The sequence below is a fragment of the Halovivax cerinus genome, assembly GCF_024498195.1.
GTDB lineage: Archaea > Halobacteriota > Halobacteria > Halobacteriales > Natrialbaceae > Halovivax > Halovivax cerinus.
Genome location: NZ_CP101824.1, coordinates 694,745 through 712,405, shown reverse-complemented (window position 1 = coordinate 712,405; position 17,661 = coordinate 694,745). Strand labels below are relative to the sequence as shown.

Here is a 17,661-nt window from a genome sequence, read left to right as displayed (position 1 = left end):
AACCTACTTCGATAGATTCCGTGGGTGACTACACGCTGTCTATTTCACTTCGCGTTCATCTTCATCCACAGTAGATAGGAGCAGTGTCAGTTCTCAGTTCGCGTCTGTAGTGCGCGGAAACAACGACCTGAAGATGAACGGTGCAAACGAACCCGGTCGGTCGTACAGTCGCCTCGGAATGGCTATGGCGGCACCCTCGGGGCCATCAGGAGGAGTCGAACACCGGCCGCGACGCGTTCGCTACGACGATAGCGCTACTGCCGGCCATCGCGAGCGCGGCGAAGAGGGGATTGATGAGGCCTGCGGCAGCGAGCGGGATGGCGACCGCGTTGTACAGGAGCGCCCAGCGGACGTTCTCGTGGATTCGCCGTCGGGTTCCCGTCGCGAGCGCGAAGACGTCGGGGACGGCCGTCAGATCGCCCGACGCGAGGACCGCGTCGGCGGCGTCCGTCGCCCGCGCCGTGCCGGTGCCGAGAGCGATGCCGACGTCCGCGGCGGCGAGCGCCGGCGCGTCGTTGGTTCCGTCGCCGACCATCGCTGTCACACCCTCCTGGGAGAGTCGCCGGACGGTCGCGACCTTCCCGTCCGGTGGAACGCCGGCGAAGACACGGTCGACCGCCGGGTGATCCCGGACCGTCGCAGTCGCCGACTCGTCGTCGCCGGTGAGGACGATGACCTCGCGGTCCGCGACGGCCTCTAGCACCGACCGCCAGGACGAGCGGGTCCGATCGCCGACCACGGCGACGGCTCGCGCCCGACCGTCGTACCCGACGACGACCGGCAGGTGGCCCCGGTCCCGCGCGCCGTCGATGACCTCCGCGAGGGCGTCGGGAACCGGACCGACGAGCCGCTCGACGAGGGCTGGCGTGCCGACGACGACCCGCTCGCCGACTGTATCGTCGCTTGTCTCGCCAACGGCCCCTGTATCGTCGCACGACGGGCTGGGGACGACGGCACTCACGCCTTCGCCAGGGTGCCGTTCGAAGTCTCGTGCGCGACTGCCGCCGGAACCGGTGTCCCCCTCGCGCGTCCCGTGGGGCTCCTCGGTCGCGACCCCGCCGTCGGCCGCGATGTCGGTGGTACGTTCCATCCCGTCTCCGGACCCGTTCCCGTCGGTCGCGCCGTCCGGTGTCGAGTCCGCGGCGTGGGCCACGATCGCGTCGGCGACGGGATGGGTCGAGTAGCGTTCCACGGCCGCGGCGCGCTCGACGGCGTCGGGGTCGCCGTGGACCTCGCGAACGGTCATCTCGCCGGCGGTCAGCGTTCCAGTCTTGTCGAAGACGATCGTCTCGACGGCCGGTGCGGACTCGAACAGCGCCGCGTTCGCGACGACGATGCCGCGTTCGAGCGCGTCGCGAAGACCGGCGGCGACGGACAGTGGCGTCGCGAGCCCCATCGCGCACGGACAGGAGACGACGAGGACGGTCAACCCGGTCAGAACGGCGGTTTCGACCGGTGCGCCGGCGAGAACCCGCCAGCTCGTGACGCCGACAGCGAGGGCCAGCACGAGCGGGACGAAGATCGCAGCGAGCCGGTCGGCCAGGCGCTGGACGCCCGGCGTCGCGCTCTGGATCTCCCACATGAGGGTCGCGATACGGTCGAGCGTGCTCTCGGCGTCATCGCCCACCTCACAGACGAGTGCGCTGTCGGTGACGACGGCGCCGCCGACGACAGCGTCTCCGGGGCGCTTGGTCACCGGTATCGACTCGCCAGTGACGACTGACTCGTCGACGGCGGCCGTCCCGTCGATCACCGCCCCGTCGACGGGGACGCGCTCGCCCGGCCGGACGACGACCACGTCGCCGGGCGCGAGTTCGTCGACGGCTACCGTCTCGGTTTCACCGCCGTCCGTTCGTCGGGTAGCCTCGCGAACGCCCGCGGTCGTCACGTCCGCGAGCAGGTCGGTCGCACGCCGCTTGATCCGTCCCTCGTAGTACGTGCCGAGTGAGACGACCATGACGACGGCCACGGTCACGTCGTAGTAGAGGTGGATGCCCCCTGCAGCCAGTGTGAGCGTGCTGTAGGCGTAGGCCGACCCGGCTGCGACGGCGATCAGCAGGTCCATGTTCGGCCGACCGACGCGGACGCTGACGTACGCCCCGCGCAAGATGGGATACCCGGTGTAGAAGAGCACGCCGCCCGAGAACAGCCCGATCATCGCGAGCGGGACGTACGTTCCGGCCGCCGACGTCCCCCCGGTCGAGAGGATTCCGGTGTCGATTCCGACGTAGCCCGGATAGAGGTAGAACAGGTACCAGGGCATGACGAGCATCGAGAGGAAGCCGCCGACGAGCAGGCGCGTGACCAGATTCTCGGCTGTGCGAGTGTTCCGACCGGTTCCGGCCCGATCCCGCGCCTCGTAGCCGTACCCCGAGATCGTTTCGGGGAGGGCGTCAGCGTCGACGCGGTCGGGATCGTAGACCACGCGTGCGGTGTCGGTCGCGTAACTGGCCTCGACCGATACGATCCCGTCCTCGCGCTCGCCGAGCAACGAGACGAATCCCTCACAGGTCGCACAGTGCATCCCGTCGACGGCGAGAAACGCCTCGTCGGCGCCCTCGGGGACGGTTCGCCCGGTCGTCTCGGACGGGGCTACCGTCTGGGCTGTCGCCTCGTTCCCACCCGCTCGAGCTGGTTCGTCCGCCATCCGTCCCGTCGCCCCGTCCTCCTCGCTGCCCGTTCGAGGGTCCGACGCGCTCGCTCGCTCGCGAACCGCCGCCCGATCCACTCCGTCCACGTCGTCGAGCGCGCGGCTCACCTCGAGGCAGCCGCGACAGCAGAAGGTCCCCTCGACGCCCCGCTCCGTCACCGGCGAGTCGGGTGTCGGCAGGTCACAGAGTGAGCAGGCGCTCATCGCCGCGTCGATACGGCCTCGCGGCGGGTAGCCGTGGTCCCGAACATGGTAGCGACGGGGTTCAGTCGGCCGACGTCGTCGCCGGTTGTCGCGCCCTTCGCCGCCGCCGTCGCGTGGCCGCCGTCACGAACACCCGCCAGGGGACGACGAACACGAGCCCGAGCGCGGCGTTGACGAGGAGGAACGACGGCGGCGCGGCACCCGGAACGAGCGCCGTCGATCTGATCGCGCCCCCGAGGAGCGTCGCGCCGAGCCAGGTGACACCGACGACGGCGGCCGATCGCCGGAACGACGACCAGGTACGGTCACGATAGGTGCCGACCACCGGTGTGACGAGGAGCCAGCCGATCACGAACGGCGCCGCCGTCCGCAGGGTGTAGCCCGGGACGGTCCACGGCTCGATGCCGTGCGTCCAGAGTCCGAACGCGATGAAGGCCGTGACGACGACGCCGTCCCCGACCGTTACCAGCGGGACGAACGGTTCGAGCGCGGCCCATCTGCGAGCGAGCGTGTGTGAGTCGTTCATGGTGGAGTGGGCCGCGACCCGCCGACCGGTCGCGAGGTGTCTAACTGGCCGATACGCGACGAAACGGGAGTCACCGTCACGGCGTTGTCCCCGAACGTGTTCCGGCCACGTCGGAGACGACCCGGAGTCGCTCTGCCGATCCTCTCCCGTCGTACCGTGCGCGTGCGAACGGACACGCGTCTCGGGCGCCCGTCGACAGTTCCGGTGTCATAAACACCGAACTGTTCCAGGCACCCATCGGTCCTGAACACGGCTGGACCGACCGATTCTACACAGTTTCCGTCGACCTCTCCGAACTCAACGATGGATTGTTTCGACCCTGCCGTCCGCACGATAGAGACGGCGCTCCGGACCGAAACTACCCGAGAGCGACGCGTCATACTGTGTGTCTTTTTATAGGTTTACGTATTCACGCCGAACGGCTTCGGAGCGTTCTCGATGTCGTGGAATCATCTTCCGTATTGAACATATGTAGCCCCCTACTCCCATATGTGACAATGACTTCCCTCACCACCAACCGACGACGACTTCTGGCGGCTCTCGGCGCGACCAGCGCGGTAGCGGTTGCAGGCTGTCTCGACGACGGTAGTACCGACCCCGGCGGACAGGCGGCGACCCCACCCCCGACGGCGAGCGAGACCGAGGAGGGCCTGGCGGACGCGAAGGCCACGGACGTAGACCGGATCGCAGCAGACCCGACGGACCTGCCGGACCCGGTCGACTGGTCGTCCCCGCGGACCCACGAGATCGAAGTGACGACGACCGAACGTATCGCCGAGATCGAACCCGGCGTCACGTTCAAATACATGACGTTCGACGACCAGGTTCCGGGCCCGATGATCCGCGTGCGACGCGGGGACACGATCAGGCTCACGCTGACGAACGACACGGACGCGATGATGGTCCACAACATCGACCTTCACGCCGTCTACGGACCCGGCGGCGGCGCTGACGACACGATGGTCGATCCCGGCCAGTCGGCGACGATCGAGTTCAAAGCGATGTACCCCGGCGTCCACGTCTACCACTGTGCGGTCCCGGACATGGACATGCACATCAGCGCGGGCATGTACGGCGCGATCCTCGTCGAGCCGGAGGACGGCCTCCCCGAGGTCGACCGCGAACTGTACTTCGGACAGAACGAACTCTACACGTCCGGCGCGCCCGGCGAAAAGGGCCACCACGAGTTCGACTACGACGCGATGACCAGCGAGGAGCCGACCTACGTCACCCTGAACGGCGAAGCGTACGCCTTCACCGAGAACGGGTACGGGCCGGTTACCGTCGACAAGGGAGAGCGCGTCCGTATCTTCCACGCCAACGGTGGACCGAACCTCATCAGCTCCTGGCACGCCATCGGCAACGTCTGGGAGACGCTCTACCGCGATGGCGACATGGTCTCAGACCCCGCCCGATACGTCGAGACGACTCCGGTCGTCCCCGGGTCGGTCGGTGCGGCGGAGATCGACACGCCAGTTCCCGGCCCGATCAAGATCGTCGACCACGCGCTCAGTCGGGTCGTCCGCAAGGGAATGCTCGGCGTGATCCAGGTCGAGGGCGAGGAGGAGCCGGAGATCTTCAACCCGGACGCGTAGACGCCGGTGGCGGATAGATCCCGTCAGTCGAACCATACGGGGGCGTCCATCGACGGGCGCCCCAGGACCCACATTCGAACGGAGACATCCACCATGACGACCACTCGAATCGATCGCCGCGACGCGCTCCGCGCCAGCGGCGGTGCCGCTGTCGCGCTACTCGCCGGCTGCCTGGGAGGTGACGAGCCGACCGTCCCGTCGCCGCCCGAGAACGCCGGCGAACTCGGCACGCCGGCCGAACGGACCACGGTCACGACGACGTCGCGGCCGTTCCCCGAGTTCGACCCGCAGGTCGTCCACGTCGTCGAGGGTGGGACCGTCGAGTGGGTGGTCGAAACCGGTCGCCACGACGTGACGGCGTACCATCGCGACGGCCACCCGCCCCACCGGACGCCCGACAACGTCGAGCCGTGGGGCAGCGGTCGACTCAGCCAGCCCGGCCAGACCTTCGCGTACACGTTCGACCGCGAGGGCGTGTACGACTACGTCGACACGCAACAGGTCTGCACCTCACACGAGGTCGCGGGAAACATCGGCCGCGTGGTCGTCGGCTGGCCCGACCCCGTCGACGAACCCGCGATGGCCGATCCGCCGGAGACGATGCCCAGACGGGCCGTCAACGCACTGACGATGTTCAACGAGCGTACGGCGCCGACGCTCGAGGCGGGACCCTGAGACGAGCGACGACAGCCACTGCACGCCGTCAGGCGCCGACAGCGAGCCCTGCACTACGGGCGACGACAATCACCCGATTCGAACGGATTGCAGACTGACCGACACCGCGAGCGACTCACCGACCGAGGCGACACCCCATGCACACGACCCAATCGACGATCGACAGGCGGACGGTGCTCCGGAGCGCCGGAGCGACGGCTATCGGCGGCACGCTCGCGGGGTGTCTCGGACGCGGAGAGCGCGCGTCGACCGACCTGATCCTTGCCCCACCGGAGGGCCACGAGCGCGCGAAGACGACGGACGTTCCGCACCCGATTTACGGGGACGAGCTCCCGAGCGCGACGGTTCCGGCACCGCTGCAGGATCGATCGGTGACGACCACCGGGTTCGTCGGCGCGCGCCACACCATGCTGACGTTCGTCTTCACCAGCTGCACGACCGTCTGTCCGGGCCTCACAGCGACGATCCGGCGCGTCCAGGCGGACGCGGCCGAGCGCGGCGACGCCGACGAGATCGTGTTCCAGGCGATCACATTCGACCCCGAGTACGATACGGGACCGGTCCTGCGCGAGTACGGGCGGGATCTCGGCGTCGACTTCGACGCGGGCAACTGGTACTTCCTCCGACCGGAGTCGCCAGCACGGGCCAGGGCGGTCGTCGACGACACGTTCGGCGTCGCCTTCGAACGCGTGGACGGAGCCGACTCGACGGACCAGAGCGGAGACGATCCCGACGGTGGCGAACCGGGCGACGGTGACGAGACGGGTGGGAACCACACCGCCGAGTCGACGAACGAAACCAGCCACACCGCGGAGACGACGAACGAAACCGACGGTGGCCACGGGGCGCACGCGCGCCACTTCGTCCACACTTCGCTGGTCCTCCTGGTGAACCGGGCGGGACTGGTCGAGCGAGCGTACACCGGTGGACCGCCGGCACCGCAGACCGTTCGCGACGACGCGCGGGCGGTCGTGGAGGGATGGTAACGATGCGTCGTCGCGAGCTGATAGCCGGTGCCGGCGCCCTCGCGGTCCTCGGCGGTGCGGGCGCGATGGCGACGACTGGCTGGCGTCCCGGCTCCGAGGAGGCGCGGATCGACCCGATCGAGCTGCCGACGATCCCGGGAACTGCCGACCCGGCCGAGACCACGACGGTACCCGAACGCGGACGGGTCAGCGTCGTCGAGATATTCGCCACCTGGTGTGACGTCTGTGCGCGCCAGATGCAGCCCATGGGTCGACTCGTCGACGAGACCGACACGGACGTCCAGATCGTCTCCGTGACGAACGAGCCGCTCGGCGACACGATCACTCGCGAGGACGTGGCGGACTGGTGGGAGCGCCACGATGGCCGCTGGCCGGTCGCACACGACCCCGATCTCGACCTGACGGCGACGCTCGACGCGGCCGGCGTCCCCTACACGGTCGTCCTCGACGCGGAGAATCGGATCGTCTGGCGCCACAGCGAGTACGTCGGCGTCGACGCACTCCGAGAGCAGGTTACCGCCGCGAAAGACCACCCCAGGAACGACGGCGGCGCTCGCGGTGACCCGGCCGCAGGCGTGCGACCCGGGGCGGCGTCACGAGGGGTAACCCATATCACCACCCGGAGCGAAGCCACCGCAACGACGGCACGGAGCAACAAATGACGGAATACGAGTTCACCTGTCCCGAGTGTGGCCAGCACATCGAGATCAACGGCCCGATGCGGACGGCTATCTTGTCGAACGGCTGTCCGATCTGTTCCGAGGCTGTCGGCGACGAGAGCTTCGCCCCCGCGTAGTCAGCGGTCGACGACCGTCGGTGCAACGCCCTCTGGACCCGATTTTCACGACGTGAACCTGGTGGTGTGCTTCGCTCGCATTCGCCGGTCGCTCCGAGGGGACCCATCTGCACGCACGCGCCGAACGATAGTCGGTGCGACGGTCGGCGGTGACCGACCGTCGATCGCTCGGTCACGGCGCGTACAGCCCCGACGAGTCGGGTTTTCGCGCCCGCCAGGAGCCGATCTACGCGTCGGTCTCTGCGGCGAGTTCCGTTCGTCGACCGCTCAGTTCGGCCGGCTCGAGGGTGTAGAGCTGGATGTCGAGGTCCTGTTTCGAGTTCGCCCAGATCTCGAACAGCGGGCGCTTGGCCTCCCCGTACTGTTCGATTCGATCGACGGTGAGCTCGCCCGGCGGGATCTCCGCCAGCGACCCGACGGCGACGACGCTCCGGTAGGTCGACTCGGGTCGGTTCTCGTCGTAGACCACGAGGCGTGCCCGCGGCGACGACGAGAGGTAGCGTCGTTTCTCGCTCTCGGGCGTCGAGACGAGTCGGAGGTAGAACACGCGCTCGTTCGCGTCGTAGCCGTAGGAGATCGGGATCGCGTACGGTTCGTCGTCGCGCGCGAGAGAGAGCACGCCGGTCTCCTGTTGGCCGACAAACGCGTCGAGTTCGTCCGGCGCCATTTCCGTTTCCCGTGCGAGTGACATCGTCGTACAGTTGCCCGTGCGCGCGGGCCGTCTTAAGTCGTTCCCACCGAGGTCGTTCGTCGCTCCCCCGCGTTCGTCCGTCGCTCCTCCGTGTTCGCTCTCGCCGTAATCGGTCCACCGCGCCAGCCTGGCGCTCGGCCGGCGGTTCAGGAACCGGGATCAAGCACGTCGTCGAGGAGCTTTCGCTGGGCGGTGACGAGGTGTTCGGTGAACGTCGACGGTGAAATGTCGAGTTCGGCGGCGAGTTCGGAGGCGTTCGCGCCTCTGGGACGTTCGAAGTAGTCGTTCTCGTACGCCGTCTCGAGCACCTCTCGCTGGCGGTCGGTGAGCTTGCCGCGGTTGACGAAGACGCCGTCGTCCGGCGTACCGTCGAGCGGCGGCTGGAGCAGTCGCCGCACGTCGACCGACGGAAACCGCTCTCGAAGGTCGGCCATGACGTCCTGGAGTTGCCCGAACGATTCGGCGTGGAACACGATGGTCACCTCCCCGTCGTCCGCGACGTACCGGTGGACCGGACACCCGTACGAGCCGAGACACGCGCATGGACAGCCCTCCGGCTCCTCGTGTGACGTGCGGTAGACCACGTCGGATCCGTACGTGAACACGGCGTCGGCCGCGGGTTCGTCCGGCGTGGACCCCGCGTTGGTCGCCGGACCCTCGTCGGCCGCGTTCGCTGTATCGGTCGCGGGGTCGTCGGCCGCGGCGAGGTACTCGGTGACGCTGCCGGTCGATCCGGCCGGCGAGACGCTGGTCGCCGTCTGATCGATGATCGACTCCGTCCGCGCCGATTCCCGGGCGATCGGACAGCCCTCGGGCGCCATGATAGCCACCGTCGCGCGTATCCCATCGGCCATTCGTACGCACGGCCTTGGACGCGGCCCGACTTCAGTGCAGTGGTGGGTCGGCGGTGAGCGCCCCGATGACCGCGGACGGGGGACGTGATCCAGTCTGACGAGCGTTCTCGTGCGATCACCGCCACGATCCGAGGTCCGTAGTGCCGACGATTCGTACCGGTAGAGCCGGCAGCGACTCGGATTCGTTCGGAACGACCACAGAACGCAATGCAGCCGAACGCGAGTCCCGTCCGCATTCCAGGGGCGCGAGAACGCCCACCGGTTGCTTATCCGTGGGTGTCCGATCTACACGTGTCATGGGAACCCACGACTCCTCGACGTTCGTCTGTCCGGCCTGCGGCGCGTCCTTCGACGTGACTGCGGTGCAGCGAGACGGGCTCGTCGAACACGGTTGTGCGCTGTGTGGGACGTCGGTCCCTCCCGATTCGTTCGCGTGAGACAGCCTGCGGGTCTGCAAACGAGGCCAGCCTGTCGACTCGCGTTTGTCGGTCGATGCGCGGGGCCGCGACGGGGATACCGACCCGAACGGGATGCCCCATCGAGCGGTGCCGGAGACGGCGGTCCCGCGTCGCGCGACCGGGTGTCCACACCCTCACCCACTCCGCGGCGAGTCACAGCACCCTGTCACCGACTGTGTGACAGGGGCCGACACCGTCACCGACTGTGTGACGGGGTGTCTACATCCTCACCGACTGCGTAACCGGCTGCCAGACCGGATCACACACCGTTCGGAGCCGGCCGAGGCGGCGGGGGTATATAAACTACCCCCGATACAGGTGGTGTGCACTCCTCCCCCTCCGGTTCCCACTCTGTAGTATGAGCCAATCCATGCAGGCGGCCCGGAACTCGCACGCGCCACACTCGACGAACGAACCCACGTACGACGTCGACGACGTCGTCGGCGCCTTCGACGATCCGGCGTGCCGACAGGTTCTCGAGGCGACCAGCGACGAGGCGCGCTCGGCGAAGGAGATCGCGGAGTCGGCCGACCTGGCGCTCTCGACGACGTACCGAAAGCTCGACCAGCTCTCGGATGCCGGGCTCCTCGAGGAGGGACTGCGCATTCGTCGGTCCGGCAATCACACCGCGGAGTACGCGGCGCGACTCGACGAGTTCGTCCTCACCGTCTCCCCCGAGGACGGCGTCCAGTTGCGCACCGCCGATCGGAACACGGTCGGCAGCGTGAGCGCCCTCTGAGCGGCGGCGTCTTCTCGAACCGTGGCGGTAGCTTCTTCGATTCGGGCCGCACGTCGTCGGTCAGTCAGCGGCTTTCTACCCGAGAGCAAGCGCAGTACTCAAACCGGTCGAACGACTACTCACGAACGAGAGAGATGGTCGAGCACTACGACCGCGTCCTCGTCGCGATCGCCGTCCTGCTCGCGTCCGGGTGGCTCGTCGGGACGTTCACGCAGGTTCCGATGCAGCTAGCCCGGGTCGTGAGCGTGCTCGCCGCCACACCGTTCGTCTACGATGCGCTCGTCCGAAATCCGCCTGTCTCGGCCGACGGGACCCCTCGCGGCGTCGCGGCGATCGCCTGGATGGCACTGGTCGGCTGGACGATCCTGGCCGCGGTCGCGTAGCCGACCGTCGTCGCTCGCAGAGCCCGTTACCCGTGGTTGTTCCCGGTGACGACGACCGGTCGGTCGGTCTCCAGGATGACCGACTGGGTGACGCTCCCGAAGAGGGCCTTCCCGACGGGCGAGCGCTTCCGTCCGCCGAGGACGATCGAGTCGACGTCGTGGTCCTCGGCCACGCCGAGGATATCCTCCACCGTGTCGCCGCTGTCCTCGACGACCGTCGTCTCGATCCCTCGGTCGTCCAGGTACTCGGTCGCCCGGCGGACGGACCCGACGCGCGTCGCCGAGTTGAACTGGGCCAGTTCGTCGGGGAGGTCCTCGCCCTCGCCGTGGAAGACGAAGAGGGCGATGGCCCGGACCGACTCGCTCGCGTTCGGGAGGTCGGCGACGTACTGGGCCTGTGCGAGCGCGCGGTCCTCGTCGTCGTCGATCGGGAGCAGAACGTGATACATACGGGTAGATTCGAGCGAGCGAGTATAAAACCAGGCGCCGATTCCGACCGGTCTGGACGGGTCACTCGGCCGGACGGCCGAGAACGGCCCCCGACAGTTACGGTCTGTGGGTTCGAACGGAGCCTATGGACGCGGTCACGTTGGACGGACTCACGAAGGACTACGGCGAGGTACTCGCGAACGACGACGTCTCGTTCGCCGTCGAGCGCGGCGAGATCTTCGGGTACCTCGGGCCGAACGGCGCCGGCAAGACGACGACGATCCGAATGCTGCTCGGCCTCATCTCGCCGACGGACGGTTCGGCGACGGTGCTCGGCGCCGACGTGCGCGACGAATCGGCGCTCATCGACGCGCGCCGCCGGATCGGATACTTGCCCGACAACCCGCAGTACGACGAGACCGCGACCGGCCGGGAGCTCATCGCCCTCCACGAGCGCATCAAGGGCGATCGGCGGAGCGACGAACTCGTCGAGCTGTTCGACCCGCCGCTCGACCGCCCGATACGGGAGTACTCCCACGGCAACGTCCGCAAGCTCGGTCTCGTGCTCACGTTCATGCACGATCCCGAACTGGTGATCTTAGACGAGCCGACGGGTGGCCTCGACCCGCTCATGAAACAGCGCTTCGGCGAGTTCCTCCGCCGGGAGCGCGAGACCGGCCTCACCGTCCTCTTTTCTTCGCACATCCTCGGCGAGGTTCGCCGCCTCTGTGACCGTGTGGCCATCATCCGGCAGGGCCGACTGGTGACGGTGGAACCGGTCGAATCGCTGCTCGAACGCAGCGGCAAGGTCGTCCGCCTGGCCGCCGCCGAGCCGATCCCGCACGCCGCGCTCGATGGCCTCGACGGGGTCCACGATCTCGGTGCCGGCGTCGCCGGTTCGGCGACCGGCTCCGCCGCAGGTGCCGAGACGGACGCGACGGACAGCGCGGATGCGGGTGGTGAGCGGACCGCCACCGATCCCGACGCTGGTGACCACTCCCACGAGTCCGACGCGGGCGACCACTTCCACGAGTCCGACACGGGCGACCACTTCCACGAGTCCGACACGGACGATCACTTCCACGAGTACACGTTCACGTACACGGGCGAGGTGAACACGCTGCTTGCCCGCCTCGGGGAGTACTCGCTGCACGACTGCACGATAGAAGAGGCGCCGCTCGAGGACGTCTTCCTCCGGTTCTACGGCGCCGAAACGGACGAGACCGATCCGCCCGCGTCGACGCCTGCCGACGACGCCGGAGGTGCGTCGCGATGATGGAACTCGCCGCCTATTACGGTCGCGAGCGCGTTCGGGGGAGCGTCTACCTCGCCGCGGCCATGTCGCTGCTCGCCGCGATGGTGATCTGGGTCTACCCCTCCTTCGCCGACACGTTCGGCGAGGACGAGTTGTTAGAGGCCTATCCCCCGCAGGTCCTCCAGGTGTTCGATATCGAGACGATGAGTTCGATCGAGGGATTCCTCTCGTTCGAACTGTACACGTTCGGCTGGGTGATCCTCCTCGGCCTGTACCTCGCGTACCTGGCCGCGGGGACGATCGCCGACGACGTCGACCGCGAACGGACCGACGTCCTCCTCACGCTGCCGATCTCGCGCGCCAGCGTCGTCGCGCAGACCTTCGCGGCGCTGGCCGTCCCGATCGTCGTCGTCAACGTGATCACACCGGTCGTCGTCTTCGTGAGCACCCGGCTGGTCGACCACCCGATCGGCGTCGCGGATCTCGCCGCCGTGCACGTCTTCTCCATCCCGTACCTCTTCGCCTGCGCGGCGATCGGCCTGCTCGCGTCCGTCGTCGCCAGTCGGGCGGCGATCGCCCAGCGCGTCGCCCTTGGGGCCATCTTCGGACTCTACATGCTCGAATCGCTCCTGGAGGGAACCGACTACGAGATCGTCGGCGCTATCTCGCCCACGCGGTACTACGATCCGAACGCGATCCTCCTGGACGCCGAGTACGACCTCGTCGGCGCGGGGATCCTGGTCGCGGCCACGATCGTCCTCGTCGTCGTCTCGCAGCTGTGGTTCCGGCGGCGCGACGTGTGACAGCATTCCCGTCGCAGTTCGTGCCGGTAGAACGCGCCACACGCTGAAACATCGCCAGCACCGCCATTCGTTCTGCACCTCTCTCCACGAATCCCTTATAAAGGCATCCGCAATTCAATATAAACTATAAGTGGAAAGGGAAACCATCACTAGATAATGAGTCGATTCTCGAATATGGATACCGAAAGTAGGTCGACGATCATCCTCGATATTCCGCCTAATGAGCCGCGTATCTTTGCAAGTCGAGCGGTGAACGACATCTTATCTTTTTTATCTCGACACCACACGGACGAGTTCACGATAACTGAACTGACCGACGCCGTCGAGTACTCGCAGGCGAGCGTGTCGAAAGCCATCGACGTACTGGCCGCCAACTATCTCGTCACCGATCAGCGCGATGGGAACAAACGGACGGTGCAAATCAATCGAGAGCGCCTCAGCCGACCGGACGACCCGTTCCTGCAGATTCCGCAGGCGGCGTTTCAGGAACCGGTCCGAGTCGCCGTGGACGAACTTCTCGATCGAATCGACGATATCGTGGGAATCGTCGTATACGGGAGCGTCGCGCGTGGTGAGGCCGACCGTCGGAGCGACATCGATCTGTGGGTACTCGTCGAGGAAGACCGGATGGCATCACAACGGGTTGCCAACCGCGTTCGACAGGACCTCGAAGATCGGACCTTCGACGACGATCGGTACGCCTACGAAATCGACGTCGAAGGACTGTCGGCGGTCCCGAACTACGAGGACTCCATCAGAGAGATACTTACAAGCGCCATCACCCTGTACGACACGGAGACTTTCGACACCGTACAGACGCTACTGTTCCACGGTGGGTTCGATGCCTAGGGAGTCCGATCCGCGTACAATCAGGGACGCGCTCGATGCAGCCACCGACGCGTTCAACGAAGAGGGGTTCGGCGTCCCGACGCGAGAGCCTGCAATCGACCCGGAGGCGGACTGGAAAACACAACTCACGAAAGCGTGTCGACTGCTCGCCGCCGTTGATCGTCTCGACGGACACGACTATTTTACGGCGACCATAGAACTCTGCTTTGGGGCGACCGAGCGCTCCGTCGAGGCATTCGCACTCGCTGAGGGTGGAGACGAACTCGGTGATTCCCGTGATCATACGACCTGCTATGATCGGGCATCAGCGCTCGGACTCCTCTCTCCGGAGACGACGATACGGCTACGGCAGCTATACGACACGAATCGGACGGACAGTTACTACGGTGGACGGCGCCCGACGGAGCGACAGGCGACCGCCATGCGGACTCTCTCGGGAGCGGTTCACGGGTTCGTCACCGATCAACTCCGCGAGGGTGGCGTTTGTCTCTGTTATGCCGATACACAGTGACCTCCACAGATACGGCTAGCTGCCAGTCAGTGGCACCGAATACCACACTGCCACGTGGAGCGAGTCGACTCGGGTCGACCAGTCCCAAAGCCCAACGTTGACGTGCCAGCTCGACGAAGTATCACTATGTTCACGACGATCCTGGTGCCGACCGACGGCAGCCCGCACGCGACGACCGCCGTCGAGGACGCGATCGAACTCGCGGCCGATCAGGAGGCCACCCTGCACGCACTATCGGTCGCCGACAGCGGGCCGCTCGGCGACGTGCGCCTGCCCGGCGAGGCGGCGAACCCGAGCGAGGCGCTGGCCGAACGTGCACAGACGTTCGTCGACGACGCAGTCGCGCTCGCCGAGGAGGCTGGCGTCGAGGCCACCGGAACGGTCCGGAACGGTCCACCCTCGTCGGAGATTCTCGAGTACGCCCGCGAGATCGACGCGGACGTCATCGTCATGGGGAGCCGCGGTCGCGGCGGCCTCCACCGGATGGCCGTCGGGAGCGTCGCCGACCACGTCATCCGGTTCGGCGAGTTCCGCGTCCTCGTCGTCGACGCCGGCGAGGACGTCGCCGACGCGTGAACGGTCGCTGACGCACGTTGAGGACAGATCGGAACGGGTGCTACCGCTGCCGATCGAACCGAATCCACTCGCTACCGATCGAAACACACGGTGTGTACCGCTCGGACGTCCGAGCGCCCGGCGACCGTGTTCGCTCACAGGTCTTCGACGAGTCGATTGACCGCCCTCGTTCGCTGGCCGAGCGACCAGCCGACGAGCGCGAGACCGGCGTACAACGCGATCGCGAGCGCGACGTAGAGCCAGGGCACCGCCCGCGGAACGAAGCCGTAGTTACTCAGACCGCCGGCCAGGAGCAGCGAGAGGACGATCAGCGCGACGCCGACGTCGCCGCCGCGCATGCTCGGCAACTCGGGTGGATCGGCGAACAGGCGTCCGAGCGCGTAGAACAGCAGTGCCACGGAGAGCCATGCGGTGACGACGATCGGAACGGCCTCGAGCGTGATCTCGAGTCCGTATCGCGGCAGGTACCGACCGTGCGTGAAGAGCGTCCCGACGACGCCGATACCGAGCAGTATCCAGAGAACCGTATCCGTACGATCGGTCGCCATACCGGACGGTTCGTCGGAGTGTCCGTAAAACGCGCGGTTCGCTTCCCGAAGTACGGCGCGCGCCACGTCAATCGGCCGCTGTGCGCTCGGCCAGCCGGGTCCGCTCCGTGGCGTACACCGCGACGACGACGAACCCGGCCAGCGGGACGACGATGGCGAGCGGGTAGTGACCGGGCCGATCGAGACCGAGACGGCGCGCGTCGATGTACACGACCGCCGCCACGAGCCACTGGCCGACCGCGAGCGTGATGGCGAGTGCGACGACGATGAGGTCTGTCATACGAGTACGGCGAACGATATCCGCTTCTCACCGGGGTTAAATAAACAGGGTCCCTGCTCGGAGACGTTCTTCGACGGGTCGACGGTGCATCGGCGATCAGGACGGGCCGTCACGAGGATGGTATTTCGAGCGCTACGGTACAGAAACGGGTCCGATAGCCGCCGTCTACGTAGTCTGTTCCGGCGTGATCGGAATTCCGTTCGCGTCGGGCGCCTCGGTTCGCTCGCCGTCCGCCTCGGCGTCGACCGTATCGAGCCACGCCTCGGCGTCGAGGGCGGCCATGCTGCCGGTCCCGGCGGAGGTGATCGCCTGCCGGTAGTCGGGGTCCATCACGTCGCCGGCGCCGAAGACGCCCTCGACGGCCGTCTCGGTCGTCATGCCGGTGAGCGTGTCGAGGTGGCCGGACTCCGTGAGTGGGACGGGCGTCTCCGGGAGGAAGTCCGTGTTCGGGACGTGGCCGACGCCGTAGAAGATCCCGCCGACGTCGACGGTCTCTTTCGTGACGTCCTCGCCGTCTCGCGGGTCCCCCGCTCGTCCGTCCGCGTCGCCTTGCGGCGCGCTTTCCTCGTAGCGGTCCTTCGGGTAGCCCTCGGGGTGCGAGACCAGCGTCGCGCCGGTGACGCCGTCTTCCTGCGAGCCGCAGATCTCGAGGAGTTCCGTGTTCCAGCGGAACGAGATGTCGTCGTGCTCGCGGGCACGGTCGGCCATGATGTCGGAGGCGCGCAGTTCGTCGCGCCGGTGGACGATCGTCACGCTCTCGGCGAACTTCGTGAGGAAGAGCGCCTCCTCCATCGCCGAGTCGCCCCCGCCGATCACGAGGACGTCGTCGCCGCGGTGAAACGCGCCGTCACAGGTCGCACACGTCGAGAGGCCGTAGCCCATGAGTTCGTCCTCCCCCTCGGCGCCGACCCAGCGGGCGCTCGCGCCGGTGGCGACGATCAGTGCGCGGGTCCGGAGGCGCTCGCCGGAGGCCAGTTCGAGCGTGAACGGCCGGTCGTCCAGCGTCGCGTCCTCGACGGTCTCGTGGGCGAATTCGGCGCCGAACGTCTGCGCCTGCTCTTTGCCTCGCTGGATCAGCTCCATGCCGCCGACGCCCTCGGGGAAGCCGAGGTAGTTCTCGACGTCGGTCGTCAGCGTGAGCTGGCCGCCCGGCTCCGGGCCTTCGAGGACCAGCGGCTCGAGGTCGGCGCGGGCGGCGTAGACCGCGGCCGAGAGGCCGGCGACGCCGGAGCCGACGATGACGACGTCGCGGACGGACTGATCAGTCGCTGTGGATACCTCGCTCATCGTCTCACCGTTCATGCCGCGGTGTGACTCTCGATCAGGTCGCGCAGTCGATCTTCTGGCAGCGCACCGGTCACCTGCTCGGCCTGCTCGCCGTCGGCGAAGAGCACGAGCGTCGGGACGCCGCGGACGCCGTACTCGGCGGCCAGTGGCTGGTGGGCGTCGACGTCGACCTTCGCGATGGTGGCGTCGGTCTCGGCGGCCAGATTCTCCAGGATCGGTTCGATCATCTTGCAGGGGCCACACCAGTCGGCGTAGAAGTCCGTGAGGACAACGTCGTTTCCGGCGACCACAGTATCGAGGTGGTCCTGTCCGTCGATGTAGACGGGTTCGTCGGTGGAACCCTCGGTCGAAGTGGGTGAGTCAGTTGTCATCACTCCCTCGTTGGGGCCGAACCCGTTTAAAGGTTTTGTGTGTATTGTACAATACAGTGGCGCCGGGTCCTGTCTCGATCGCCGTCTCTCACCCGCAGCGACGAACACGGGTGAAATACACTTCATGACTGGATACTGGCCGTGGAACAAACGTCCAAGACAGGGGTGGCGCGAGCGGCGGCCGGACGGTCGCCC

General features: G+C 67.2%; 22 protein-coding genes. 13 read left to right on the top strand and 9 right to left on the bottom strand.

Annotated features, from left to right (window positions below):
- Window positions 1-205: 205 nt before the first annotated feature.
- Window positions 206-2,854, bottom strand: coding sequence for a heavy metal translocating P-type ATPase (locus NO366_RS03375; RefSeq protein ID WP_256532911.1), 2,649 nt, complete (start codon window positions 2,852-2,854; stop codon window positions 206-208).
- A 61-nt stretch (window positions 2,855-2,915) separates the two neighbouring features.
- Window positions 2,916-3,380: a DUF3054 domain-containing protein gene (locus NO366_RS03370; protein WP_256532910.1), complete on the bottom strand. Its 465-nt coding sequence runs from the start codon at window positions 3,378-3,380 to the stop codon at window positions 2,916-2,918.
- A 497-nt stretch (window positions 3,381-3,877) separates the two neighbouring features.
- On the opposite strand from NO366_RS03370, the gene nirK reads away from it, so the two are divergent.
- From nirK to NO366_RS03345, 5 genes are all read left to right on the top strand, one after another.
- Window positions 3,878-4,975 (top strand): copper-containing nitrite reductase, encoded by a 1,098-nt coding sequence (gene nirK, locus NO366_RS03365; protein ID WP_256532909.1) that lies wholly within the window; start codon window positions 3,878-3,880, stop codon window positions 4,973-4,975.
- 93 nt (window positions 4,976-5,068) lie between these two features.
- On the top strand, window positions 5,069-5,650 hold the full coding sequence (locus NO366_RS03360) for a plastocyanin/azurin family copper-binding protein (protein ID WP_256532908.1): 582 nt from the start codon (window positions 5,069-5,071) through the stop codon (window positions 5,648-5,650).
- Between the two features lie 137 nt (window positions 5,651-5,787).
- Window positions 5,788-6,636: an SCO family protein gene (locus NO366_RS03355; protein WP_256532907.1), complete on the top strand. Its 849-nt coding sequence runs from the start codon at window positions 5,788-5,790 to the stop codon at window positions 6,634-6,636.
- A 2-nt stretch (window positions 6,637-6,638) separates the two neighbouring features.
- Window positions 6,639-7,298 (top strand): TlpA family protein disulfide reductase, encoded by a 660-nt coding sequence (locus NO366_RS03350; RefSeq protein WP_256532906.1) that lies wholly within the window; start codon window positions 6,639-6,641, stop codon window positions 7,296-7,298.
- Complete coding sequence (locus tag NO366_RS03345) at window positions 7,295-7,432, top strand: DUF7560 family zinc ribbon protein (RefSeq protein WP_256532905.1); 138 nt, start codon at window positions 7,295-7,297, stop codon at window positions 7,430-7,432. Before NO366_RS03350 ends, NO366_RS03345 begins: the two co-directional genes overlap by 4 nt.
- A 226-nt stretch (window positions 7,433-7,658) precedes the next feature.
- Here NO366_RS03345 and NO366_RS03340 read toward each other — a convergent pair whose 3' ends face one another.
- Together NO366_RS03340 and NO366_RS03335 are read right to left on the bottom strand one after the other, a co-directional pair.
- Window positions 7,659-8,123, bottom strand: coding sequence for a pyridoxamine 5'-phosphate oxidase family protein (locus tag NO366_RS03340; protein WP_256532904.1), 465 nt, complete (start codon window positions 8,121-8,123; stop codon window positions 7,659-7,661).
- 146 nt (window positions 8,124-8,269) lie between these two features.
- A complete protein-coding gene (locus tag NO366_RS03335) occupies window positions 8,270-8,977 on the bottom strand; it encodes a helix-turn-helix domain-containing protein (RefSeq protein WP_256532903.1) in 708 nt (235 codons plus the stop codon).
- Window positions 8,978-9,273: 296 nt separating this feature from the next.
- Here NO366_RS03335 and NO366_RS03330 point away from each other — a divergent pair, with 296 nt between their 5' ends.
- The 3 genes from NO366_RS03330 (at window position 9,274) to NO366_RS03320 (ending at window position 10,557) form a co-directional block, all read left to right on the top strand.
- Entirely contained in the window at window positions 9,274-9,414 is a 141-nt protein-coding gene (locus NO366_RS03330) for a DUF7560 family zinc ribbon protein (RefSeq protein ID WP_256532902.1), read from the top strand.
- A gap of 379 nt (window positions 9,415-9,793) precedes the next feature.
- Entirely contained in the window at window positions 9,794-10,174 is a 381-nt protein-coding gene (locus NO366_RS03325; RefSeq protein ID WP_256532901.1) for an ArsR/SmtB family transcription factor, read from the top strand.
- A gap of 134 nt (window positions 10,175-10,308) precedes the next feature.
- Window positions 10,309-10,557, top strand: a complete 249-nt coding sequence (locus NO366_RS03320; RefSeq protein WP_256532900.1) for a DUF8015 family protein — start codon at window positions 10,309-10,311, stop codon at window positions 10,555-10,557.
- Window positions 10,558-10,583: 26 nt separating this feature from the next.
- Here the strand turns inward: NO366_RS03320 and NO366_RS03315 are convergent, their stop codons facing one another.
- A complete protein-coding gene (locus NO366_RS03315; RefSeq protein ID WP_256532899.1) occupies window positions 10,584-11,006 on the bottom strand; it encodes a universal stress protein in 423 nt (140 codons plus the stop codon).
- 125 nt (window positions 11,007-11,131) lie between these two features.
- Here NO366_RS03315 and NO366_RS03310 point away from each other — a divergent pair, with 125 nt between their 5' ends.
- The 5 genes from NO366_RS03310 to NO366_RS03290 all read left to right on the top strand — a co-directional run bounded on the left by NO366_RS03310 (window position 11,132) and on the right by NO366_RS03290 (window position 14,980).
- A complete protein-coding gene (locus tag NO366_RS03310; RefSeq protein ID WP_256532898.1) occupies window positions 11,132-12,262 on the top strand; it encodes an ABC transporter ATP-binding protein in 1,131 nt (376 codons plus the stop codon).
- A complete protein-coding gene (locus NO366_RS03305; protein ID WP_256532897.1) occupies window positions 12,259-13,044 on the top strand; it encodes an ABC transporter permease subunit in 786 nt (261 codons plus the stop codon). Before NO366_RS03310 ends, NO366_RS03305 begins: the two co-directional genes overlap by 4 nt.
- Before the next feature lie 156 nt (window positions 13,045-13,200).
- Window positions 13,201-13,893: a nucleotidyltransferase domain-containing protein gene (locus NO366_RS03300; RefSeq protein WP_256532896.1), complete on the top strand. Its 693-nt coding sequence runs from the start codon at window positions 13,201-13,203 to the stop codon at window positions 13,891-13,893.
- Window positions 13,886-14,404 carry a DUF8154 family protein gene (locus NO366_RS03295; RefSeq protein ID WP_256532895.1) on the top strand — a complete coding sequence of 173 codons (519 nt, stop codon included), beginning with the start codon at window positions 13,886-13,888 and terminating at the stop codon, window positions 14,402-14,404. Before NO366_RS03300 ends, NO366_RS03295 begins: the two co-directional genes overlap by 8 nt.
- 126 nt (window positions 14,405-14,530) lie before the next feature.
- Window positions 14,531-14,980 carry a universal stress protein gene (locus NO366_RS03290; RefSeq protein ID WP_256532894.1) on the top strand — a complete coding sequence of 150 codons (450 nt, stop codon included), beginning with the start codon at window positions 14,531-14,533 and terminating at the stop codon, window positions 14,978-14,980.
- A 134-nt stretch (window positions 14,981-15,114) separates the two neighbouring features.
- Here the strand turns inward: NO366_RS03290 and NO366_RS03285 are convergent, their stop codons facing one another.
- From NO366_RS03285 to trxA, 4 genes are all read right to left on the bottom strand, one after another.
- The gene (locus NO366_RS03285; RefSeq protein ID WP_256532893.1) at window positions 15,115-15,528 is read right to left on the bottom strand and encodes a hypothetical protein; all 414 of its coding nucleotides are present in this window, start codon (window positions 15,526-15,528) and stop codon (window positions 15,115-15,117) included.
- 67 nt (window positions 15,529-15,595) lie between these two features.
- Window positions 15,596-15,808, bottom strand: a complete 213-nt coding sequence (locus NO366_RS03280) for a hypothetical protein (RefSeq protein WP_256532892.1) — start codon at window positions 15,806-15,808, stop codon at window positions 15,596-15,598.
- A gap of 165 nt (window positions 15,809-15,973) precedes the next feature.
- Complete coding sequence (locus NO366_RS03275) at window positions 15,974-17,095, bottom strand: NAD(P)/FAD-dependent oxidoreductase (protein ID WP_256532891.1); 1,122 nt, start codon at window positions 17,093-17,095, stop codon at window positions 15,974-15,976.
- A gap of 11 nt (window positions 17,096-17,106) precedes the next feature.
- Window positions 17,107-17,466, bottom strand: coding sequence for a thioredoxin (trxA, locus tag NO366_RS03270; RefSeq protein WP_256532890.1), 360 nt, complete (start codon window positions 17,464-17,466; stop codon window positions 17,107-17,109).
- Between the last annotated feature and the right edge of the window lie 195 nt (window positions 17,467-17,661).